The sequence below is a fragment of the Streptomyces griseoflavus genome (genome assembly GCF_014649995.1).
Lineage (GTDB): Bacteria > Actinomycetota > Actinomycetes > Streptomycetales > Streptomycetaceae > Streptomyces > Streptomyces griseoflavus.
Genome location: NZ_BMUC01000001.1, coordinates 275,947 through 297,043, shown reverse-complemented (window position 1 = coordinate 297,043; position 21,097 = coordinate 275,947). Strand labels below are relative to the sequence as shown.

Sequence of the window (21,097 nt, the reverse complement as noted above, 5' to 3'; positions counted from 1 at the left end):
CGGTCACCTCTCCTTCTGCAGTACGGACAACGCGGCGATGAGTTCGGGCTGGGGTTCCGCGTGCACGTCGAGCGTGTCGAGCGGGGCGAGCCGGCGTTCACGCTCGGCCTCCATGACCCGGTCCACGTACTGGACGAGGAGCCGCCCGCCGCGGTCGCGCAGCCGCAGCGCGCCGTGCGCGCCGATCCGCTCGGCGAGTCCTTCCCCCGCGGTCCTGGCCCGGCGGCCGCCCAGCAGCACGGTGGCGACGAGCGCCGCGACCAGTTCGGGGTCGGGTGCGACGCCCCGGTCGAGTTCGCGCACCTCGTCCTCGGCGAACTCCTCCAGTTCGCGCCGCCAGCGCCGTACGGCCAGTCCGATCCGGTGTTCGGCGCTCTCCGGGGCACCGTCGCGGCCGGCGAGTTCGGGGGCGTCCGCGGCGGGTTCGCGCCGCCAGGCGTCGTCCACGCGTTCGTCGGCGGCGGCGACGGCGCACAGCAGCAGTGTGCCGAGGCTCTCCACCAGGGTGTCGAGGAGTTCGCCCGGGGTGCAGTCGAGGGGGAAGGCGCGCCACCGCTTGAGCGCGTCCCCCGCGAGTACGGCTCCGGCCTGGAGCCGGCCCCGCACGCGCGAGTGCTCGCTGTCGTAGGCACCCTCGATGACGGTGGTGAGCCGCAGCGCGGCGGCGTACTGGGCGGCGGCGGCCCCGGCGAGTTCGGGCAGGCGGGAGTTGAGGGAGTCCAGGACGCCGTGGGCGGTGCGGGCCATGACGTGCTGGCGCGCGGCGGGGTCCAGCGTCTGGTGCACGAGCCAGGTGCGCAGGGCCGCCACGGCGGTGGCGGGCAGCAGTCCGCCGCCCCACGCCGACTCGGGCAGCTCGGGCACGGTGAAGCGCGGCACGTGGCCGAGACCGGCCTTGGTGAGCAGGGCGCCGTACTGCCGCGACACCTCGGAGACGACCTGGTGGGGGACCCGGTCCAGCACGGTCACCAGGCTGACGTCGTACTCCTTGGCGGTGCGCAGCATGTGCCAGGGGACGGCGTCGGCGTAGCGGGCGGCGGTGGTGACCATGATCCAGATGTCCGCGGCGTTGATGAGCTCGGCGGCGAGTACGCGGTTGTCGGACACCAGGGAGTCGATGTCGGGGGCGTCGAGGAGGGCCAGGCCGGGGGGCAGGGTGTCGGCGGTCTCGACGCGCAGGACGCGCGCAGGGTTCTCGCCGGGCAGGAGCAGGTCGTCCGCCGGGTCCTGGTGGTGGGGCACCCAGACGCGTGTGAGGTCGGGCAGCACCCGCATTCCGCTGAACCAGTGGTGATCCTCCGGATGGCAGACAAGCACCGGTGTCCGTGTCGTCGGCCGCAGCACGCCCGCCTCACTGACCCGCCGGCCGACGAGGGAGTTCACCAGGGTGGACTTCCCGGCCCCCGTGGATCCTCCGACGACGGCCAGCAGGGGCGCTTCGGGATCTCTCAGCCGGGGCACCAGATAGTCGTCGAGCTGGGCGAGGAGTTCGTCGCGGTTGGCACGCGCGCGGGCGGCCCCGGCCAGGGGCAGCGGGAAGCGTGCGGCGGCGACACGGTCGCGCAGGGCGGAGAGTGCGTCGAGCAGCTGAGGCCGTACGTCCAAGGTCACCACATGCGAAGAATGCCCAATTTTAGGGGAATTCTGAAGCATATGAGCATGTCTGCGCGCCGACTGAACACCAGGGGTGGACGGGGCGACCGGGGCACGGACACAGCCCAGGCATAACGAGTGCACAACACCCGATGCGCGAGAGGCCAAAATCAGTGCACGATTCGCACCTGCCTGCGATTATCAGGACCGCTTCACCTAACCTCCACATCGAGCCACGGAGGCGAGGCGACAGGGACAAGGATGCGGGAGCCCTATCCTTGTCTCCGGCAACGTCGGAAACACGCCCTCCGAGGGCACCATGACGACAGGCCGCCACACCGGCCCCCGTAGCTCAGTGGATAGAGCAGGCGCCTTCTAAGCGCTTGGCCGCAGGTTCGAGTCCTGCCGGGGGCGCCACCCGCTACCAGCGAGAACGCGCCAGAGGGGATCCGCCCTGCAGGGCGTTCCGTATCTCCGACGGCAACGGTCCCGTCACTCGACGGCCAGTAGCCCCCCGCCCGCTCCAGTTCAGCGACTCCCGGACAAAGCTCTGGATCATCCGCGCGGCCGACGGTACTTTCGTCACATGACCCACCACCGAAGGGGCAATGCCGCGTAGGCGCCCGTCTGCCGTACGGCAGGATCTCCCCGTCCGTCGTCCCAGGCACCACTTCCGCCGTCCGCGTCCGCCGATCAACCGGCTGTCCGGGGCGTGCCGGGCCCACATCCGCAGGCTCGAACGGACACGCTTCCGGCCCGGCGACACGGCTGAGGCCTTCTCGCACTGGGCGGCGCCGGCCCACGGCCCGCTGAGGAGGATCGCCGATCCCCTCGCTCCGCACGGGTGCGGGGAACCCGGATGCTGTGGCGCTCCGGAGTACTTCCGTGATCACCTCGAGGCCGTTCTGCACGCCCTCCCGAAGAAGTCGGCACGAGAGCTGCGCGGACTCGTGCGGGCTCTCGATGCCAAGATTCTCCGACGAGCCAGGATCATCCGCGCCCCTTCCCTCGATGTCCCGTGGTGGCGGAATCAGCTCTAGGCACATCCCGGGCGCGGACGCGGGCCGGGGCCCGGCCCGTCACCCGGATCATGCGTCGATCGGGCGGCGGAATCGGCGCTCCGGCGGGTGGGGCCGACTCGACGGTGCCGTCGGACGACGGCACTCCTGACCGGATCGCCCATGTTCGAGTGATTGCGCTCTAAATGGGCGATTCCTGGTAATCATGGTGCGGTTCTCGTCGTTGCGCCATTCCCGGAGCCGCTCATGCGCACTGCCGTCATCGCCGCCCAGGACCCGCCCCGCACAGGGCGCTCCGGGCCCCTTCCCCCAGCGCCTGAGCAGCAGGTGGAGGAACGCGGTCTCGCCTTCGGGGGGTTCGCGTACACCTGCCGGATCGTCCGGCAGAGGGAACCGCGGACCGCTCCGCTGCTGCTGCTCGGGGGCTCGTCGCAGGATCGGTACTCCTGGCAGAGTCACGAGAAGTGGCTGGCGCCGTTGTGCTCGCTGATCACCGTGGACCTTCCCGGTTACGGCAGCTCGGACTTCCTGCCGGCGGGCTACGACATCGACTTCCTGGCCGACGCGGTCCAGCACATGCTGACGGAGCTGGGCGTGCCGGAGGTGAACCTGTTCGGTGGCTGCTTCGGCGAGGTCGTCGGTCTCCGCTTCGCGCAGCGCCACCCGGAGTCCGTGCGGCGCATCATCTTCGCGGCCGCGGCGATCCGGCTTCCCGAGCTCTACGAGGAGGCCGTGCCGCGGCTGTCACGGACCCTGGAGGAGGGTGACGTCGAGCGGGCCGCCGACGGGCTGGTGCGGCTGTTCATGTCCAACCCGGAGGCCGGCAAGGTCCGCAGGCACGCGGCCGTGGCCCGGCTGCTCCAGCGGCAGTTCGTGAACCAGACGCCGGACGAGATCCGCAAGGCGGTCGAGCACAACACCCGGCTGGTGACGCACGGCTGCTACCGGCCGCTGCCCGTCCCCGCCGTGCCGTCGCTGGTGTTCACCGGGGAGTACGACACCCTGTGCACCCCGCAGATGGGCCGTGAGCTCGCCGCGACGATGCCCCGGGCGCTGTTCACCACGGTCAAGGAGGCGGACCACCTGGTCACCGTGGAACGCAGGCAGGAGTCGGCGGACCTGATCGCCCGCTTCTGCACCGACCGGCCCGTGGACGACCTGCCGTACTGCACTCCCGTGGAGACGCTGGGCGCCGATCTCGTCGGCGTGGCACCCGGCAGGTGACGGAGACACGAAGTGGCCGGAACCCTGTAGGGGTTCCGGCCACTTCGCGCTGTGCGGGTCCGACGTACGCGGACGCCGGGCCTACTTGCCCGGGGTGGCGAAATTGTTCGCGCAGGAGGTGTTGCCCCCGCCGGAGCAGGTCAGCGTCGAGTCGTTGACGACGCGCACCTTTCCGTGGTCCTGCGACTTGTACTCGTACGTGGACACCTGCGCGCAGCGGACGGTGCCCTTGCTGTCCTTGACGCACTCCGACGGGGCCTCGGCGCCCACGGCCTGGACGGCGCCGGCGCCGATCAGGGCGAGGCCCCCCAGGACTCCCGCCACCGCTGCGATCATCTTCGACTTGAACATCTACCTGTTTCCTTCATGGTCGACTCCGCAACCGGACGGGCGGAGTCGTTCCTGATGCCCTGGACCGGCCGTGCCGGTCAACGAACCGGGCAGGCCCGGGGCTCGACCACGTGGGTCGAGTCCCGAGACCTGCCCGTGTCACCTGAGGGTGGTCACTCGCCGCCGACAGCGAAGTTGCTGGCGCAGGCCTGCGAGTTGGCGTCGTTCGCCTCCTGCTTGGCGAGGCTCAGGATGGAGACACCGATGTTGATGTCCTCCAGGTTGATGAGGCCCGTGGTGGAGTTGTCCTGGGCACAGGTGGTGGTCTGCTTGTTGGTCAGCTCGACCTCCGGCTCGTCACCGGCGTGGCTGACACCGGCGCCGAGGAAGCCGACGCTGCCGAGCATCGCCAGGACAACAGCGGCCTTCTGGTACTTGCGCATTACTTCTCCATTCATCTGGACACGGTCTGCGTTGACCGCATCACTGACAGTCGCAATTTAGGCGACGTTTTGCGGCAGTTGTTAGGTGAAACGCCGAATCGCGCCATTTTTCTTCTGGAAAAACTCACCGCGCGTCACCGGGGGGGGGGTGTCACGGTGTTCCGTCATCGACGACGCGGACCTCTGGCCCGCCGGGAAGGCCCCGGGGCTCACACACCTGCTCCGAAAGCCCCGGGACCCGCCACATCGCGTGACAGCGATCAGTGCTTGCCGCCGATCGCGAAGTTGCTGGCGCAGGCCTGCGAGTTGATGTCGTTGGCCTCCTGCTTGGCGATGGCCAGCAGGGCGATGCCCACGTTGACGTCGTCGACGTTGACCAGACCCTTGGTCGAGTTGTCCGCGGAGCAGTGGGTGGCCTGCTTGTTGTTCACCTCGACCTCGGGCTTGTCACCCGCGTGGCTGACACCGGCACCGAGGAAACCGACGCTGCCGAGCATGGCCATGACCACAGCAGCCTTCTGGTACTTGCGCATTACCTCTCCGTTTCTCGAGTGGACCCGGTCCGCCACGGACCGGTCACTGACAGGCGCTAACGTAAGCGACGTTCGCTCATTTTTCGGGTCAAAACGCCCACGTACGTAAGCTTCTTGTGAAGATGCAGGTCAGAGGCACTGTCCGTCAGGTCGGACGGGGGAAGCGGCGCGCGTGTCGGAGGTGAACATCGCCGCAAACGCGGACCAAAGAGTGATCCCGTGACATACCCCGTGACCCGGACCGGTGTCCCGCGTTGAGCGGGGAGTGCGGCCGCTCGTCATGCTGCCGCGTCAACCAGACCAGTTGAAGGAGAACGTGATGTCTCGCATCGCGAAGGCGGCCACCCTCGCTCTCGGCACGGGCGCCGTGGTGCTCGGTGGCGCCGGCATGGCCTCGGCCCACTCCGGCGCCGAGGGTGCGGCGGTCCACTCGCCCGGCTTCGTGTCGGGAAATGTCGTGCAGATCCCGATCCACATCCCGCTCAACGTGTGCGGCAACACCATCAATGGGATCGGCGCCCTGAACCCGGCCGTCGGCAACGTGTGCATCAACCGCTGACGAACCGGCGGGACTTACGGCAACGGGTATCCGTCGTCCTGACTCCGAGAGCCCCGGCAGCCTCGCGCGCCGGGGCTCTCCCCTTGCCCGGAAAGGAACCCCTCCCTGGCGGGCACGAAAGGATCCTTACGGCACAACACACATCGGCCCCCGGTGGAAAACCGGGGGCCGATTGTCGCGGGGCGCGGTGTTCAGGCGTGCAGCCCCACATCACCGCGCACCGGCTTGGCCTCGTTCACGACGGCCGCTGCTTCCTTCGCGGTGCCGAGCACCGACTTCTCATCGGTGTCGACGAGCGAGTCCGAGTCGTTGAGCGGCATGAGCTCGAAGGGGACCGCGGTGCGCAGGCCGGTGTCGAGGCCGGTGGACGCGAGGTCCGTGGAGTCCGCGGCGTACGCGGGCGCGGCGACACCGGCGGCGATCAGGGACCCGGCGAGGACGGCGGCAGCCTTCAGGGACTTCATCGTGTTCCTTTCTTCGGCACCGCGTGGCGCCGGAGATGATTTCTGTCGCCGTGCACAACGATCCCCGGCCGGAGCGGAAACCGGGGAGGCGAAGATTGCCGAGTCCTCATATGAGATCCAAGAAGGACTGACCGACTGAATACCGCCCCGTGAGGGAGTTCAGGAACTCGGCAGCAGGAGCGAGGTGAGTGCCGGGAACAGGGCCGGGGAGGTGGACGCCGACGGGGCCGCCTCGGCGGGTGCGGGGAGGATGGACACCTCCGGGTCGCCGCCGGTGAGCGCGTCGACGAGCTCGTCCACCCGGTCCAGCAGGTCGTCGACCGCCGCGAGCTCCTGCTCCGTGACGGCCGTGGCGTCCTCCTCCGCCGCCGTGGCCGCGTCCTCCGCCGCCGTGGTGGAGTCCTCCTCGTCCGTCTCGGCGACCACCTGATCCGTGGTCAGGGCGTCGCCCTCGGGCAGGAGCAGGTCCAGGAGGCCGTCGAGGGCCTCCCATACGGCGTCGAGGGTGTCGTCCACGAAGTCGAAGCCGGTGGTCTCGGACTGCGGCAGGAGCACGCCCGTCGACGGAACGGCGACGGCCGGCGCGAGGGCGGGTGTGGTGGCCGGCGCCGTCGAGGAGGTGGCCGTGGTGGTGGTCACCGTCGTCACCGAGACCGAGGTCGAGGGGTCGTCGTCGGCCGCCGCGACCACGGCGGCCTTCGCGGCCTCGCCGAGCACCCTCGCACGGCCGGGCGGCAGTTGGCCGTCCTCCGACTCGAGCACGGCCCTCGCCAGGGCGGCGACCGGGGCGAGTTCACCCTTGTCCGCGTCGGCCTTGTCGATCCGCGCGAGCAGCGCGGCGGAGGTCACCGCCCGCTCGGGGCCGGGGAGCGAGTCGGCCGCCACGGCGGCAGGGCCGGTGATCCCGGCCAGGAGGGCGGCGCACAGGGCGCCGAGTGCGATGCGCCGTGCCGGCAGAGCGCGCATGGAGAGTCCTTTCGCGGGGCTTCGGATCTTCAGCTCACCGTGAGAGGACCCGGGGCGTCCCGCGACCGGTGCTGCTCCTTTCGGTCGCCCGCCCTTCACTCCCCCGCGCGTTCCCGCAGGTGAGGCGGTGCACCGGGTTGATCCGAGCGCACACATGGCTTCACGATTCCAACACACTTGCCACCCTTAGCCGAATTTCAGTGAATTTGTCCGTTTGGTGACTAGAGTTGCGATCCTCCGAAGCACCCTCATGGGCGGACGCATCGCACTCGTCCCCGCTGCCTGCCGCCGCCACCTGTTCCGAAAGGCTCTCGACGGTCATGCGCCAAACCCTGGGTCAGCTGCTTCGCCATGCCACGGTGGGCGTCCTCGCCTGCGCCGCGCTCTGGGCGCCCTTCGGCCCCGCGGCCGCCGCGCCGCTCGCGCCCGCGCCGGAGGCCGAGGGCATCGCCTTCGGCGAGCGCTACCGGGCCCTCCAGCACGGCAACATCGTGCGCGCGGCCAACTCCTCCGCCACCTGCCGCCCGCAGACCGCCTCCTGCCGCGACGTCCAGGGCGGAGCGCACGCGGTGAACGGCGACTTCGACATGAGCTACATCGACGTCGACAAGGACCCGAACACCTACAACTCCTCCCGCGCGGAGGTCCGGCTGCCCGCCGGCTCCCGCGTGACGTACGCCCGCCTGTACTGGGGCGGCAACCTGCTCGTGGGCGAGCAGAAGCCGGCCGCGGACAACGAGCGGGTGCTGATCGCCGAGCCCGGCGGCGACTACAAGGAGCTGCTCGCGGACACCGTCGTGGGCCACCGCGTCGCCGACGGGGCGGACGCCTTCCAGGCCTCCGCCGACGTGACCCGGCTGGTCCGGGACAGCGAGCCGGGCCTCTACACGGTCGCGCAGCTCAACGTGGCCGGCGGCAGGTCGGCGGCCGGCGCCTGGGGCGGCTGGACGCTGGTGGTGGCGTACGAGAACGCGGCGGAGCCGCTGCGGCACCTCAGCATCTGGGACGGGTTCGCGCCGCTGGGCTCCCGCGAGGGCGCCGAATTCCCGCTGCGGAACATGCCGTTCCCGGCCGGCGCCGGGGGCCGGGTGGGCATGGTCGCGTACAACGGCGACCGCGGCACCACCGGCGACTCCCTCGTCCTCACCGCGGGCGACACCGCCACGGCGTTCGGCGACGGCGCCAACCCGGTCGACGACGTACTGAACTCCACCATCTCCGACCCCCGGGGCACGGCCCCCGCACGGGTACCGGCGCACGCCAACACGCTCGGCTACGACTCGGACGTGTTCGCCGTCGGACAGGGCCTGCCGAACGCCGGTGACCGGGCCACCTTCCGGCTCGGCTCCCAGCGTGACGCCGCCTGGGCGGGCGTGCTCTTCGCCGCCGTCGACGCCCGTCGGTGAGTGCGCCGCCCTCCGTCCCGACCACCTGCGTGAGTGAGGAAACCGTGCCCACGGACCTGTCAGTGCCCGGACGCAGGCCCCGGGTCCTGCACCTCACCCAGCCCGTGGAGGGCGGCGTCGCCCGCGTCGTGACGGACCTGGTCCGGGCCCAGCTGGCGGACGGTCTCGACGTCACCGCGATCTGCCCCGACAGCGCGCTCACCGGCCACCTGCGGTCGCTGGGCGCGCGGGTGCGGCGCTGGCAGGCGACCCGGTCGCCGGGGCCCTCGCTCCCGCGGGAGGTGCGGCAACTGGCCCGGCTGCTCGACGACGTGCGCCCCGACCTGGTGCACGCGCACTCGGCGAAGGCCGGGCTCGCCGGGCGGCTCGCGGTGCGCGGGCGCGTCCCCACCGTGTTCCAGCCGCACGCCTGGTCGTTCGAGGCGGTGGACGGCCCCACCGCCGCCCTGGCCCTGCGCTGGGAGCGGTGGGCGGCCCGCTGGGCCTCGCGGGTGGTGTGCGTGAGCGACGCGGAACGCGCCACCGGTGTGCGCGCCGGAATCACCGGCCGGTGGACCGTCATCCCCAACGGCATCGACCCCGAGCGTTTCCGCCCGGCCCCGGCGACCGCCGTACGGGCCGGGCTCGCGCCGCTGGCCGGACTGCGCCCCGAGGCGCCGCTCGCGGTATGCGTGGGGCGGCTGTGCCGGCAGAAGGGGCAGGACGTCCTGCTGCGCGCCTGGAACGCCGTGCTGCGCCAGGTGCCCGACGCCCGTCTCGTCCTGGTCGGCGACGGCACGGACCGGGACCGGCTGCGCGCGGCCGCCCCCGGGTCGGTGCTGTTCGCGGGGGCCGTCGCGGACGCCTCCCCCTGGTACCAGGCCGCCGATCTGGTCGTCCTGCCGTCCCGCTGGGAGGGCATGGCGCTGGCCCCGCTGGAGGCGATGGCCTGCGGGCGGCCGGTGGTGGTCACGGACGTCGACGGCGCCCGCGAGAGCCTGCCACGCTCCTTCGCCGCCCCGTGCGTGGTGCCGCCGGAGGACCCGGGAGCTCTGGCGGAAGCGGTCGGCGCACTGCTCCTCGACCCTCCGCTGCGCACCTCCCTCGGCGACCGGGGACGCCGTCATGTGCTGTCCCTCCACGACGTGCGGCACACCGCGAGGGCGGTCGCCGACGTCTACCGCGATCTCCTCGGCACCCGGCCCGCCGCGACCTGGGCGCGCTCGTACGGGGCGGTCGGGGGCGCCGAGGCCGACCGGACGACACAGCGCGTCGAGTCCTTCGAGCACAGGGAGTCCATCCACTCGTGACCGCCGAACGTACCGTGCCCTCCCCCGGCCTCCCGCCACGGGCGCACGGATCCCCGCCTGTCTCCGTCATGCCGCCGCGCGGCTCCGACCACGACCACCGGCTGCCCGCCGCGCGGCCGCCCGCACGGCCCGTCTCCCCCGTCCCGCTGTTCCTCGCGGACGGCGCCGCCGCCCTGTTCGCGGCGGGCGTCCTCGCCACCGCGCGGCCGGACCCCGCGCTCGTCGCGCTGCTGGTGGTGGCGTCGCTGCTGCTGCGTCCGCGCGGCGGGCCGCCGTCCCTGCCGGGGCTGCTGGACGAACTGCCCGCCGTGTGCGCGCGGACGGCGGTCGTCTGGGCGGCGGTCGCGGCGCTGTGGGCGGCGTACCGGCCGGAGCAGGCACTGTCCGCCGGCACCGTGCTGGTGGGGCTCGCCGCGCAGGTGGCGGCGGGTTGTCCGCTGCGTGCCGTGGTGCACGGGCGGCGGCGTGCGGCACTGGTGCGGCACCCGCACGCCGCGCTCGTCATCGGGCCGGCGGCGACCGCGCAGCGCGTGGCCGCCGCCGTGCTGCGCCGTCCGCGGTGCGGGGTGCGGCCGGTGGGGATCGTCGCCGGGCAGGCGGACGGGGGCGAGGGCCTGCCGGTGCTGCGCACGGACGAGGAGGTCGAGCGCGCGGTCATCCAGAACGGCGTGCGCACGGTGCTCACCGTCCATCCCTCGGTCCGGGCCGAACAGGGGCCGCTGCTGCGGACGCTGGCCGCCTCGGGGTGCGTGGTGTTCGAGGTCGACGCCGACGCGGCGCCGTACCCGGTGCGGGAGCGGCTGGCCGGGTTCCCCTGCCGGCGGCTGGACTTCGCCCCGGCGCGCGGGGGCGGCGTCGGCAAGCGGATGCTCGACATCGTGGTGTCGGGGACGCTGTTGCTGCTGGTCAGCCCGCTGTTGGTGGTGTGCGCCGTGACGCTGCGGCTCGCGGACGGGCCGGGCGTGGTGTTCCGGCAGGAGCGCATCGGCCGGGGCGGCAGGCCGTTCACGCTGCTGAAGTTCCGCACCCACCGCCCGGTCGACGAGCACGAGTCGGCCACCCGGTGGAGCGTGGCCAACGAGAACGAGATGCGCGGGTTCTGCCGGATGCTGCGGCGCACCTCGCTGGACGAACTGCTCCAGCTGTGGAACGTACTCCGCGGCGACATGAGCCTGGTCGGCCCGCGGCCGGAACGCCCCTTCTTCGTCGCTCAGTTCAGCCAGACCTACCCCGGTTACGCGGCCCGGCACCGGATGCGTACCGGCATCACCGGACTGGCCCAGATCCACGGGCTGCGCGGCGACACCTCCATCGAGGACCGCTGCCGGTTCGACAACGCCTACATCGACGACTGGTCGCTGTGGCAGGACGTCTGCATCCTGCTGCGCACGGCGGCCACGCTGGTCCGTCCGACGGGGAGCTGACGACAGGTGAGCCACGTCCTCGTACCCCTGCCGCGCCGGGCCGCCGCGCTCGGCCCGGTGCTGCCGCTGGTGGCGGTGGTCGCCCTGCTGGCGCTCCCGCCGACGGGGGACGGCGCGGGGCCCGCCGACGTGATGTCCGCGTTGGCGGTGGGGTACTGCGTGATCCGTCTGCTGCGGGAGCGGCGGCGTCCGCTGTCGCGCCGCGCGGCGGTGGTGCTGGGGCTGCCGGTCGTGGGGCTGGCGCTGGCCGCCATGGGGGCGGGTTCGGCGGCGGCGGGGATCGGCGGCATGTGCCGCTACCTCCAGGTCTTCGTGCTGGTCCCGGCGGTGGTGCTGGTGCTGCTCCGGGGCCGGGCCGACTTCCGGGTGCTGGCCTGGTCGTTCGTGGGGCTCGCGCTGTGGCAGGGGGCCGTGGGCGTGCACCAGTACGTCACCGGCACCGGTGCCTCCTACCAGGGGGAGACCGTCCGGGCCGTCGGGACCTTCGGGGCGCAGGACGTGATGGGCATGGCGACGGCGGTGTCGCTGGGCCTGGTCTGCGCGGCCGGGCTCGCGCTGGGCCACGCGCCGCGGTGGCAGCGGGCGGTGGCCGCCGGGTGCGCGCTGCTGCTGGTGCTGCCGCTGGCGCTGTCCTTCAGCCGGGGCGCCTGGATCGCGACCGCGCTGACGTGCTCCGTGCAGCTGGCGCTGGCGGGGCTGCGGCGGGCGCTGAAGGTGGGGGCCGCCGTGGTCGCCTCGGCGGTGGTCCTCATGGGCGGGTTCGGGGTCGGTACGGCGATGCTCTCGGAGCGGATCGACAGCATCACGCAGGTCGCCGACGCCCCGGACCAGTCCGTGACCGACCGGTACACCCTGTGGGCGGCGGCCACCGGCATGTGGCGCGAGGAGCCGCTGACCGGCGTGGGGCTGAAGAACTTCCCCGAGTACCGGGACGGGCACGCCACCCTGGCCCTGTCCTCGGGCAGTGACATCGAGGGCGCCGGCGAGACCTTCCACAGGCAGGCGCTGCTCTCGCCGCACAACATGTACCTGCTGGTGCTGAGCGAGCAGGGCCTGGTCGGGGTGCTGACGCTGGCCGGGAGCTGGCTGGCGCTGCTGGTGTGCGCGGCGCGCGCACTGCTGCGGGTGCGCCGGGGCCCCGGCCTCGACTGCGGCCTGATCGCCTGCGGCCTGCTGCTGTGGCAGCTGACCGACTACGCGTACGGCGACATCGGCGGGCCCTCGACGGTGCTGACCGGTGTGGCCCTGGGGCTGACGGCGTGGTGGGGTCTGGCCCGCGTCGAACGCCCGGACCCCGCCTGCCCGGACGAGGTGCCCGGGCGGGTCGAGGAGGCCCTGGCGCGATGACGGCACTGCACTCCCGGCGGACCGGCCCGGGCGACAGTCTCACGACGGACGGGCGCCCGGCGGGCGCGCCCGGCGTGCCCCGTCCCGGCTCGGCGGGTGGGCGCACGGTCGGTGAACCGGGGCCGCGCGCGGCCGGGTCGGGGAGCGGTGACGGTGACGGTGACGGTGACGGGGCGAAGGGTGCGGCGTCGCGGGGTTTCCTCGCGCGGGCCGCGCTGGTCACGGCGGTGCTGTCCATCGCCGGGTCGGTGCTCGGGCTGGTCCGGGACCAGTCACTGGCGCGGCTGTTCGGGGCCGGGAGCGACACGGACGCGTTCCTCGTCGCGTGGACGGTGCCGGAGATCGCCGCCACGCTGCTGATCGAGGACGGGCTGGCGATCGCGCTCATCCCCGCGTTCAGCCTGGCGCTGGCGCGGCGGGCCCGGGGGGTTCCCGGCGACCCGGTCCGCGAGCTGGTCGGGGCCACGCTGCCCCGGCTGTGCCTCGCCTTCGCCGCGGTGGCCGCGCTGACCGCCGCCGGCGCCCCGTACCTGGTGCGGGTGCTGGCTCCGGGGCTGCCCGATCCGGGCCTGGCCGTCGACTGCACCCGGCTCACCGCGATCAGCCTGCTGGCGTTCGGGCTCGCCGGGTACTGCAGCGCCGCCCTGCGGGCGCACCGCCGCTTCTCCGCGCCGGCGGCGATCTACGTCGCCTACAACACGGGCATCGTCGCGATGATGTTCCTGCTCGGCGGGGCGTGGGGGGTGCGTGCCGCCGCGGTCGGGGTCGCGGTGGGCGGCTGTCTGATGGTGGCGGTGCAACTGCCGTCGCTGTGGCGGGAGCTGGCGTCCCGCGCTCCGCGGCCCGCCGCCAGCGGGCCCGCCGACGAGGAACGGCCGGTGCGGCTCGCCCTGATCGCCTCCGTGCTGCTGTTCGCGCTGTGCCGCCAGTCACAGGTCCTCGTCGAACGCTTCCTGGCGTCCTCGCTGCCCGCCGGCGCCATCTCGCACCTGAACTACGCGCAGAAGGTCGCCCAGATCCCGATGACGCTGTCGCTGATGGTGTGCACCGTCACCTTCCCGGTGGTGGCGCGCGCCCTCGCGGACGGCGACACCGAGCGGGCCCGGGCCCGGGTGGAGCGGGACCTGGTGCTGGCGTCCTGCGTGGTGCTGCTCGGCATGTGCGCGGTGATCGCCTGCGCCCCCCAGATGATCGGACTGCTCTTCCAGCGGGGCGCGTTCACCGGCGCCGACACCGCCGCGACGGCGGACGTGATGCGGGTGTACGCGCTGGGGCTGCTCGGCCAGACCCTGGTGGGCGCCCTGGTCCGCTGCTACTTCTCGGCGGGCCTTCCCCGCTGGTACCCCGTCGGCGTGATGGCCGCGGGCATCGTCGTGACGTCGCTGGTCGGGGCGCTGGGCGTGGGCCGCTGGGGTGTGGCGGGGATCGCCGCCGCCAACGCCCTCGGCATCACCGTCACGGCGGCGCTGATGCTGGCGGGCCTGCGCACCGCCCGTCGCGGGACCGCCACCGGCGTCTCGGTCGGGGTGCGCAAGGTCCTGGCCGAGCTGAGCCGGCCCGTCCTCGCCTCCGCCCTCGCCATCGCCGCCGGGGCGTACGCCGCGAGCCGGTTCGCCTCGCCGGTGGCGGCGCTCGCGGCCGGCTGCCTCACCGTGACCGCCGTCTTCGTCCCGCTCGTCCTGTCCGTCCTCGGCACCCGGGGCCCCGCAACCGCGCTGCGCTCCGTACGCACCGTCACACGAAAGCTGACACATGGCCGCTTCCGTTGATTCCCTCGACGCCGGCAGACGACCGGCCCCCCGCTCCGGGTCCTTCCCCTGGGTGGCGATGTACCACTCGGTGGGCGACTGCTCGGACGACCCCTACCGCATCACCGTCACGCCCGAGCGGCTGCAACGGCAGCTGGCCTGGCTGCGCCGGCGCGGGCTGCGCGGGGTGTCCGTCGCCGAGCTGCTCGCCGCGCGGGCCCGGGGCGAGGGGCGGGGCCTGGTCGGTCTCACCTTCGACGACGGGTACACCGACTTCCTCACCACCGCGCTGCCGCTGCTGCGGCGCTTCCACTGCGGCGCGACCTTGTTCGTCCTGCCGGGGCGGCTCGGCGGCGACAACGAATGGGACCCGCTCGGCCCGCGCAAGCCGCTGCTGACCGCGGACGGCATCCGGCGCGCAGCCGAGGCGGGCGTGGAGATCGGCTCGCACGGGCTGACCCACGTCGACCTCACCCGCGCGGACGACGCCACCCTCACCGCCGAGGTCGCCGGGAGCCGCGCCCGCCTCGAGGAGCTGACCGGCGCCCCGGTCGCCGGGTTCTGCTACCCGTACGGCACGGTCGACGCGCGTGCGGTCGAGGCCGTGCGCGAGGCGGGCTACGCGTACGCCTGCGCGATCGATCCCGGCCCGCTGACCGGGCCGCACGCCCTGCCGCGCGCGCACGTGGGGCAGGACGACACGGCGCTGCGCCTGCACCTCAAGCTCAAGCTGCACCGGCTGCGCCGGCGTGCGGTGGAGGGCGTGTGAGATGAGGGCACTGCACATCATCACCGGTCTGGGGGTCGGCGGGGCCGAGCTGCAGCTGCGGCTGCTGCTGCGTCATCTGCCCGTCGACTGCGACGTGGTGACGCTCACCAACCCGGGCCCGGTCGCGGAGGGGCTCGGCGCGGACGGGGTCCGGGTCGTGCACCTGGGCATGACCGGCAACCGTGACCTGGCCGCCCTGCCCCGTCTGGTGCGCGTGATCCGCTCCGGCGGCTACGACCTGGTCCACACCCACCTGTACCGGGCCTGCGTCTACGGCCGGCTCGCGGCCCGGGTCGCCGGGGTCCGCGCGGTCGTCGCCACCGAACACTCCCTCGGCGACTCGCAGATGGAGGGGCGGCGGCTGACACCGGGGGTGCGGGCGCTGTATCTGGCGAGCGAGCGGCTCGGCTCGGCGACGGTCGCCGTCTCCCCGACGGTGGCCGACCGGCTGAAGCGCTGGGGCGTGCCCGCCCCCCGTATCGAGGTCGTCCCCAACGGCATCGACGTGGACCGCTTCCGCTTCGACCCGGAGCGCCGTGAGCGCACGCGGCGGCGCCTCGGTCTGCCGGAGGGCGCCTTCGTGATCGGCGGCGTGGGCCGGCTCGCCCGCGGCAAGCGGTTCGACGTCCTCGTCCAGGCTTTGGCCAGGCTGCCGGAGGACCACTGGCTGCTGCTGGTGGGCGGCGGCCCCGAGGAGCACCTGCTGCGCCGCACGGCCCATGAGGCCCAGGTGGCCGGGCGGGTGCTGTTCACCGGTGAGCGCCCCGGTCTTCCCGACGGCTCCCCGGGGCCCGATCTGCCCTCGCTCACCTCGGCGATGGACCTGTTCGCCTCGCCGTCCGCGGAGGAGGCGTTCGGGCTCGCCGCCGTGGAGGCGCTGGCGTCGGGACTGCCGGTGCTCTACGCCTCCTGCCCGGCGATCGAGGACCTGCCGGCCGCGGCGTCCGCGGGTGCCCGGCGGGTGCGCGGCGGCCCGGACGCGTACGCCCGCGCGATCGCGGAGGTCCGGGCGGCGGGCCCCGCCCCGCGCACGGCCGGCCAGGCCGCCCGCCACTACAGCATCACCCGCAGCACAGCCCGCCTCATGGACGTGTACCGGGCAGCCGTGTCCGGCTCGTCGCCGTCCCCCGTACGTTAAGGGAGCAAGCCCGTCATGACCGACACCCCGACCCGCCGGCGCCTTCCGTCCCTGGACCGCGTCAAGCAGCTGCCGGCCTGGTCCGCGCTGGTGGCAGGCACGTTCCTCGGCGGACTGCTCGGCGGCGCGTACGGCCTGCTCACGCCCCCGTCGTACACGGCCACCAGTTATGTCGTCGCCGTACCGGCCCAGGGGTCGACCCCGGACGCCGCCCGCGGTTTCGCCCAGGCCTACGGGCGGGTCGCGACCCAGGTCGCGGTGCTCGGCGACGCGCAGGTGTGGGCGGGGGTGCCGGTGCGGACGCTGCGGGACAGCGTGCGCACGGCGACCTCGCCGGACGCGCCGATGGTGTCCGTCACGGCCACCTCGACCCGACCCGAGGAGGCCGTCGACATGGCCAACGCGGTCTCGCGCGCGCTGACCCGGCACGCGGAGGACACCAAGGGCAGCACCCAGGTGCGGCTGGTGCAGTTCTCGCGCGCCGTGAAGCCGGGCGGTCCGGCGACCGCGTCGACGCCGCTCACCACGCTGGTGGGGGCGAGCGCGGGCGGGCTGCTGGGCGGCCTGGCCCTGCTCGCGCGGCCGAAGCGGGGCGGCCGGGACGACGGCCCGGTGCCCGCCGCCTCGGTGCCCGGTCCCGCCGCCGCCGCCGACGTGCCGCGGTGACGGCGGCGTTCCGGGCCGGGACGGCTCGCTCGCCCTCGGCCCCGGCACGATCCGCCCTAGCGGCTGCGCGACCACCAGTCGAACCGGACGCAGAGCTTCCCGCCGAGCCAGTGCTCCACCCAGCGGCCCAGGTCCAGCGGCGAGCAGTTGTCCGGGGGCAGTTCACCGGCCGGCTCGGTCGGCGCCGGGGTGCCGGGGTCGGCGTCGTGGGTGCGTCCGTTGAGCACGCTCTTGTAGACGCGGGACGACTCGGGGTTGTCGTCGCACTGCCACACCCCGTGCGGGCAGTAGTCGGTCACCGTGTTGTAGAGCGGCCGGTGCCGCTCCATCCAGTCGAGCATGCGCCGCATGTACTCGGGATTGTCGCCGTTGCGGAAGAGCCCCCATTCCGGGTAGGAAATGGGCTTGCCGTGCTTCTTGGCGAAATCGACGTGCGCCTGGAGTCCGTAGGGTTCCCTGACCTGTTCGTCGAAGGACATCCCGGACGGCTGGTCGTAGGAATCCATTCCGACGATGTCGACGGTGTCGTCCCCGGGGTAGCACTCCGTCCAGGGGACGGCGTCCCGGCCGCGGCTCGGGGTGAAGTCGAACTTGAACTGCTGGCCGGGGACCGCGCGCATGGTCCTGACGATGCGGTTCCAGTACTTCTTCCACGCCTGCGGGTCGGGTCCGCACCGGTGGGTGTAGGTGACGCCGTTCATCTCCCAGCCGAGCACCACGACCGTGTCGGGCACCTTCAGGTCGACGAGCCGCTCGGCGAGGGCGCGGAAGTGGTGGTCGAACTCGCCGGCCGCGCCCCGTCGCAGCAGCTTGCGGACGTCCTCGTCGGAGACGCCCTCCTCGTTGCGTTCCTGCATGGGCACGTTGAGGACGAGCATCCGGTCGGCGTCGGCGTTGCGCCAGCGCGCCCACGACTCCAGGAACGCGATGTCGCCCTCGATGTCGCTCCAGCGGTTGCCGGGCAGGTAGGTGTGGCCGACGCGCAGCTCCGCGCCGCCCAGCCAGCGGCTGAACTCCTCCATGCGGGCCACGCCGCGCTCGTCGGAGGCGAGGAAGGCCCCGAAGGCCGGCACGCCGTCGTTCCGCGGCGGAACGGAGGGCGGGCCGGACGCCGGCGGGTGGAGCACCGGCACCTCGGGGAAGTCCGGAAGGTCGGGGAACGGGAACTCGGGGATGTCGGGGATCTCGGGCGTGGGGACGGTGGGCACGGGGACGGCGGGCGTCGGTACGGCCCGCGCCGCGGGCTCCGTCGGTCCCGGCAGCGCGGGGCGGGAGCCGTCGGCCCGCACCGCCCCCGCCGCGGGGCCGGCCGCCAGGGCGGCCGACACGACGAACGCCGCCGCGCCCACGGCCATGGTGCGGGCCCGGACCCGCCTGTGCTGTGGGGCCATTGGCTGCTCCTCTTCTCGCTCTCGTCAGCCTGCTGCCTGATGTCTCGCTGTTGACGAACAGTCATATGAAGTCAGTCATAAGAAATCCGACGCTGCCACTGCCACTGCGGCTTTCGAGTGCCGTGATGCCCCGTGCGGGTGAGCCTGTGCCAGAGGAAAGTGAGAATGCGTGTCGCTGCTTGACACCGGAGTTCCCGCCGTAGTTCTGCGGATCGACCGGAATCCCTTTCACCATGGAACGCTGGGCGCCGTACGGTCGCTCGGGCGGGCCGGTGTGGACGTACATGTCGTCGCCGACTGCGCGGGAAGTCCCGTGGGGCGCTCGCGCTATGTCCGCCGTGTCCACCAGCCGCCCTCCCCCGGGGCGTCCGCGGACGAGATCCTCGCCGTGCTGCGCCGGGTGGCCGGGCAGGTGGGGCGTCCGGCCGTGCTGGTCCCGATGGACGACGCGACCGCGATCGCCGCGGCCCGCCTGCGCGAGGACCTCACGCCGTCCTACCTGCTGCCCGGGATGCCCGCGACGCTGCCCGAACGGGTCGCCGACAAGGCCGGGCTGGCCGCCGTGTGCGCCGACGCCGGCGTCCCGCACCCGACGACGCTCGTCCCGGACAGCCCCGCCGCCGCGGCCGACGACGCGCGGCGGCTCGGCTTCCCGCTGGTGGCGAAGTGGAGCCGGCCCTGGCTGCTCCCGCCGGGCAGCGGACTGCGCAGCACCTCGCTGGTGCACTCCGAGCGGCAGGCCCGGGACCTGCACGCGCGTACCGCCGAGGCGGGCAGCCCGCTGCTGCTCCAGGCGTTCCTGCCGCCGGGCGAGGACCGGGACTGGTTCTTCCACGGCTACGCCGACGGCACGGGCCTCCTGCGCGCGGGCGGTCCGGGCCGCAAGCGGCTGTCCTGGCCGCGGGGCGCGGGACTGACCGCGGTCGGCCACTGGACGCCCAACGCCGAGGTGGTGGCGCTCGCCGAACGCGTCACCGACGCGCTCGGCTACCGCGGGGTCCTCGACCTCGACTTCCGCCGCTGCGGCTCGACGGGCCGCTACCACCTCCTCGACTTCAACCCGCGCCCCGGCGCCCAGTTCCGGCTGTTCGCGGACAGCGCGGGAGTGGACGTCGTACGCGCGCTGCACCTGGACCTGACGGGCCGTCCGCTGCCGGAGGGGGATCCGGTGGCCGGGCGGGCGTTCGTGGTGGAGAACTACGCGCCGTTCGCCGCGCTGCGCACGGCGCCCGGAGGGCGCGAACTGGCCTGGTACGCCCGGGACGACCGCGCCCCCGGATGGGCGATGTGGGGTCTGTGGGCCCGCCATGTGTCGGGCCGGCTGCGGCAGCGACTGGGCCCGGCGGCGGCGGTGCCGGCGCCGCGCCCGGCCACGACGGCCGCCGTGTCCCCGGCCCCCTCGACCTCCCTGACCGACAACGAGAAAGCGAGCAGCTGATGATGTACGACCTTCTGGTGGTGGGCGCGGGTCCCTACGGTCTGTCGATCGCGTCCCACGCGGCGGCCGCCGGACTGAACCTGCGCGTGTTCGGCCGGCCCATGGCGTCCTGGCGGGACCACATGCCCGGCGGCATGTTCCTGAAGTCGGAGCCGTGGGCGTCCAACCTGTCCGACCCGGCCGGGCGGTGGACGCTGGAGGCGTACTGCGCCGAGCAGGGCATGACGGCGCGTCACGCGGAGCCGATCCCCGTGGAGGCGTTCGCCTCGTACGGCCTGTGGTTCGCCCACCACGCCGGGCCGGCGGTGGACGAGCGCATGATCGCGCGGGTGGCGTACGGTGCCGACGGCTTCACGGCCGTCACCGACGACGGGGAGGCGCTGCGGGCGCGGACGGTGGCGCTGGCGGTGGGGGTGATGCCGTTCATCGAGGTGCCGGCGGCCCTGCGCGGACTGCACCCCACGCTGGTGACGCACAGCAGCCACCACAGCGACCTGGGCCACTTTCAGGGCAAGGACGTCACGGTGATCGGGGGCGGCCAGGCGGCCCTGGAGACGGCGGCGCTCCTCGCCGAACAGGGCACGCGGGTGCGGGTGCTGGCGCGGGCGGAGCGGCTGCGGTGGAACGACGTGCCGCCCGCCCTGGAGCGTTCCCGGTGGCAGTCGGTCCGCTCGCCGCACAGCGGGCTGGGCCCCGGCTGGCGGAACTGGTTCTACTCCGAGCGGCCGGGCCTGTTCCGGCGGCTGCCGGAGGCGACCCGGGCCCGGATCGCGGCCACGGCGCTGGGTCCGGCGGGCGCCTGGTGGGTGCGGGACCGGGTGGAGCGGGCGGTGGACCTGCTGCCGGGCCACGAGGTGACGGCCGCCGCCGCGGTGCCGGGCGGACTGCGGCTCGACCTGACCGACCACCGGGGTGCCCGGCGCAGCCTGGAGACGGAGCACGTCATCGCCGCCACCGGGTTCAAGGCGTACCGTGACCGGCTCAGCCTGCTCTCCGCGGAGCTGCGCGGCTCGATGGTGGCGCTGCCCGACGGCACCCCCGCGGTCGGTCACGGTTTCGAGTCCTCGCACCCCGGTCTGTTCCTGGCCGGCCTGGTGACCGCGTCCGGTTTCGGCCCGGCGATGCGCTTCGTGCACGGTGCGACGTACACGGCGTCGACGCTGGTCCAGGGGGTGCGCCGGCGGCTCGGCTCGACCCCGGTGCGCGGCACGGTTCCCGTCCCGGGCAGCGGCAGCCGCAGCGGGGCGCCGTCACCGGTACGCGGCTGACGGCGGGCCACGACGAAGCGTCCCCCGGACCTGGAGGTCCGGGGGACGCTTCGCTGGAGGGGTGCGGGTACCGGCCGGGGCG

The 21,097-nt window shown here is 73.5% G+C and carries 19 protein-coding genes and 1 tRNA gene; 13 read left to right on the top strand and 7 right to left on the bottom strand.

Annotated features, from left to right (window positions below):
• Positions 1–3 precede the first annotated feature (3 nt).
• Positions 4–1,614, bottom strand: a complete 1,611-nt coding sequence (locus IE172_RS01330; protein ID WP_190095167.1) for a dynamin family protein — start codon at positions 1,612–1,614, stop codon at positions 4–6.
• Positions 1,615–1,934: 320 nt separating this feature from the next.
• Here IE172_RS01330 and IE172_RS01325 point away from each other — a divergent pair.
• Positions 1,935–2,010 (top strand) — tRNA-Arg (locus tag IE172_RS01325).
• 848 nt (positions 2,011–2,858) lie between these two features.
• Positions 2,859–3,836 (top strand): alpha/beta fold hydrolase, encoded by a 978-nt coding sequence (locus IE172_RS01320; protein WP_190095166.1) that lies wholly within the window; start codon positions 2,859–2,861, stop codon positions 3,834–3,836.
• 81 nt (positions 3,837–3,917) lie between these two features.
• Here the strand turns inward: IE172_RS01320 and IE172_RS01315 are convergent, their stop codons facing one another.
• The 3 genes from IE172_RS01315 to IE172_RS01305 all read right to left on the bottom strand — a co-directional run bounded on the left by IE172_RS01315 (position 3,918) and on the right by IE172_RS01305 (position 5,142).
• Positions 3,918–4,187 (bottom strand): hypothetical protein, encoded by a 270-nt coding sequence (locus tag IE172_RS01315; protein ID WP_190095165.1) that lies wholly within the window; start codon positions 4,185–4,187, stop codon positions 3,918–3,920.
• 152 nt (positions 4,188–4,339) lie between these two features.
• Entirely contained in the window at positions 4,340–4,609 is a 270-nt protein-coding gene (locus IE172_RS01310; protein WP_190095164.1) for a hypothetical protein, read from the bottom strand.
• Positions 4,610–4,869: 260 nt separating this feature from the next.
• On the bottom strand, positions 4,870–5,142 hold the full coding sequence (locus tag IE172_RS01305; protein WP_190095163.1) for a hypothetical protein: 273 nt from the start codon (positions 5,140–5,142) through the stop codon (positions 4,870–4,872).
• Positions 5,143–5,461: 319 nt separating this feature from the next.
• On the opposite strand from IE172_RS01305, the gene IE172_RS01300 reads away from it, so the two are divergent.
• Entirely contained in the window at positions 5,462–5,701 is a 240-nt protein-coding gene (locus IE172_RS01300) for a chaplin (protein ID WP_190095162.1), read from the top strand.
• A 191-nt stretch (positions 5,702–5,892) separates the two neighbouring features.
• Here IE172_RS01300 and IE172_RS01295 read toward each other — a convergent pair whose 3' ends face one another.
• Positions 5,893–6,165, bottom strand: coding sequence for a hypothetical protein (locus IE172_RS01295; protein ID WP_190095161.1), 273 nt, complete (start codon positions 6,163–6,165; stop codon positions 5,893–5,895).
• Positions 6,166–6,324: 159 nt separating this feature from the next.
• Positions 6,325–7,131, bottom strand: coding sequence for a hypothetical protein (locus tag IE172_RS01290; RefSeq protein ID WP_190095160.1), 807 nt, complete (start codon positions 7,129–7,131; stop codon positions 6,325–6,327).
• Between the two features lie 320 nt (positions 7,132–7,451).
• On the opposite strand from IE172_RS01290, the gene IE172_RS01285 reads away from it, so the two are divergent.
• From IE172_RS01285 to IE172_RS01250, 8 genes are read left to right on the top strand one after another with little or no spacing between them, the layout of a single operon-like run.
• Positions 7,452–8,537: a DUF3344 domain-containing protein gene (locus tag IE172_RS01285; protein ID WP_190095159.1), complete on the top strand. Its 1,086-nt coding sequence runs from the start codon at positions 7,452–7,454 to the stop codon at positions 8,535–8,537.
• 44 nt (positions 8,538–8,581) lie between these two features.
• Complete coding sequence (locus IE172_RS01280) at positions 8,582–9,826, top strand: glycosyltransferase (RefSeq protein ID WP_190095158.1); 1,245 nt, start codon at positions 8,582–8,584, stop codon at positions 9,824–9,826.
• Positions 9,823–11,250, top strand: coding sequence for an exopolysaccharide biosynthesis polyprenyl glycosylphosphotransferase (locus IE172_RS01275; RefSeq protein WP_190095157.1), 1,428 nt, complete (start codon positions 9,823–9,825; stop codon positions 11,248–11,250). The genes IE172_RS01280 and IE172_RS01275 overlap by 4 nt, the downstream gene beginning before the upstream one ends.
• 6 nt (positions 11,251–11,256) lie before the next feature.
• Positions 11,257–12,597 carry an O-antigen ligase family protein gene (locus tag IE172_RS01270; protein WP_190095156.1) on the top strand — a complete coding sequence of 447 codons (1,341 nt, stop codon included), beginning with the start codon at positions 11,257–11,259 and terminating at the stop codon, positions 12,595–12,597.
• Entirely contained in the window at positions 12,594–14,366 is a 1,773-nt protein-coding gene (gene murJ, locus IE172_RS01265) for a murein biosynthesis integral membrane protein MurJ (RefSeq protein ID WP_229885735.1), read from the top strand. The genes IE172_RS01270 and murJ overlap by 4 nt, the downstream gene beginning before the upstream one ends.
• Positions 14,350–15,114: a polysaccharide deacetylase family protein gene (locus IE172_RS01260; protein WP_190095155.1), complete on the top strand. Its 765-nt coding sequence runs from the start codon at positions 14,350–14,352 to the stop codon at positions 15,112–15,114. Before murJ ends, IE172_RS01260 begins: the two co-directional genes overlap by 17 nt.
• Position 15,115: 1 nt before the next feature.
• Positions 15,116–16,252: a glycosyltransferase gene (locus tag IE172_RS01255; protein ID WP_190095154.1), complete on the top strand. Its 1,137-nt coding sequence runs from the start codon at positions 15,116–15,118 to the stop codon at positions 16,250–16,252.
• A gap of 15 nt (positions 16,253–16,267) precedes the next feature.
• Complete coding sequence (locus IE172_RS01250; RefSeq protein WP_190095153.1) at positions 16,268–16,918, top strand: YveK family protein; 651 nt, start codon at positions 16,268–16,270, stop codon at positions 16,916–16,918.
• Between the two features lie 56 nt (positions 16,919–16,974).
• On the opposite strand, the gene IE172_RS01245 is transcribed toward IE172_RS01250, so the two are convergent.
• Entirely contained in the window at positions 16,975–18,309 is a 1,335-nt protein-coding gene (locus IE172_RS01245; protein ID WP_190095152.1) for a glycoside hydrolase family 26 protein, read from the bottom strand.
• 169 nt (positions 18,310–18,478) lie between these two features.
• Here IE172_RS01245 and IE172_RS01240 point away from each other — a divergent pair, with 169 nt between their 5' ends.
• Both IE172_RS01240 and IE172_RS01235 read left to right on the top strand, forming a co-directional pair.
• A complete protein-coding gene (locus IE172_RS01240) occupies positions 18,479–19,747 on the top strand; it encodes a carboxylate--amine ligase (RefSeq protein WP_190095151.1) in 1,269 nt (422 codons plus the stop codon).
• 2 nt (positions 19,748–19,749) lie between these two features.
• Complete coding sequence (locus tag IE172_RS01235) at positions 19,750–21,015, top strand: NAD(P)-binding domain-containing protein (RefSeq protein WP_190095971.1); 1,266 nt, start codon at positions 19,750–19,752, stop codon at positions 21,013–21,015.
• Positions 21,016–21,097: the final 82 nt, after the last annotated feature.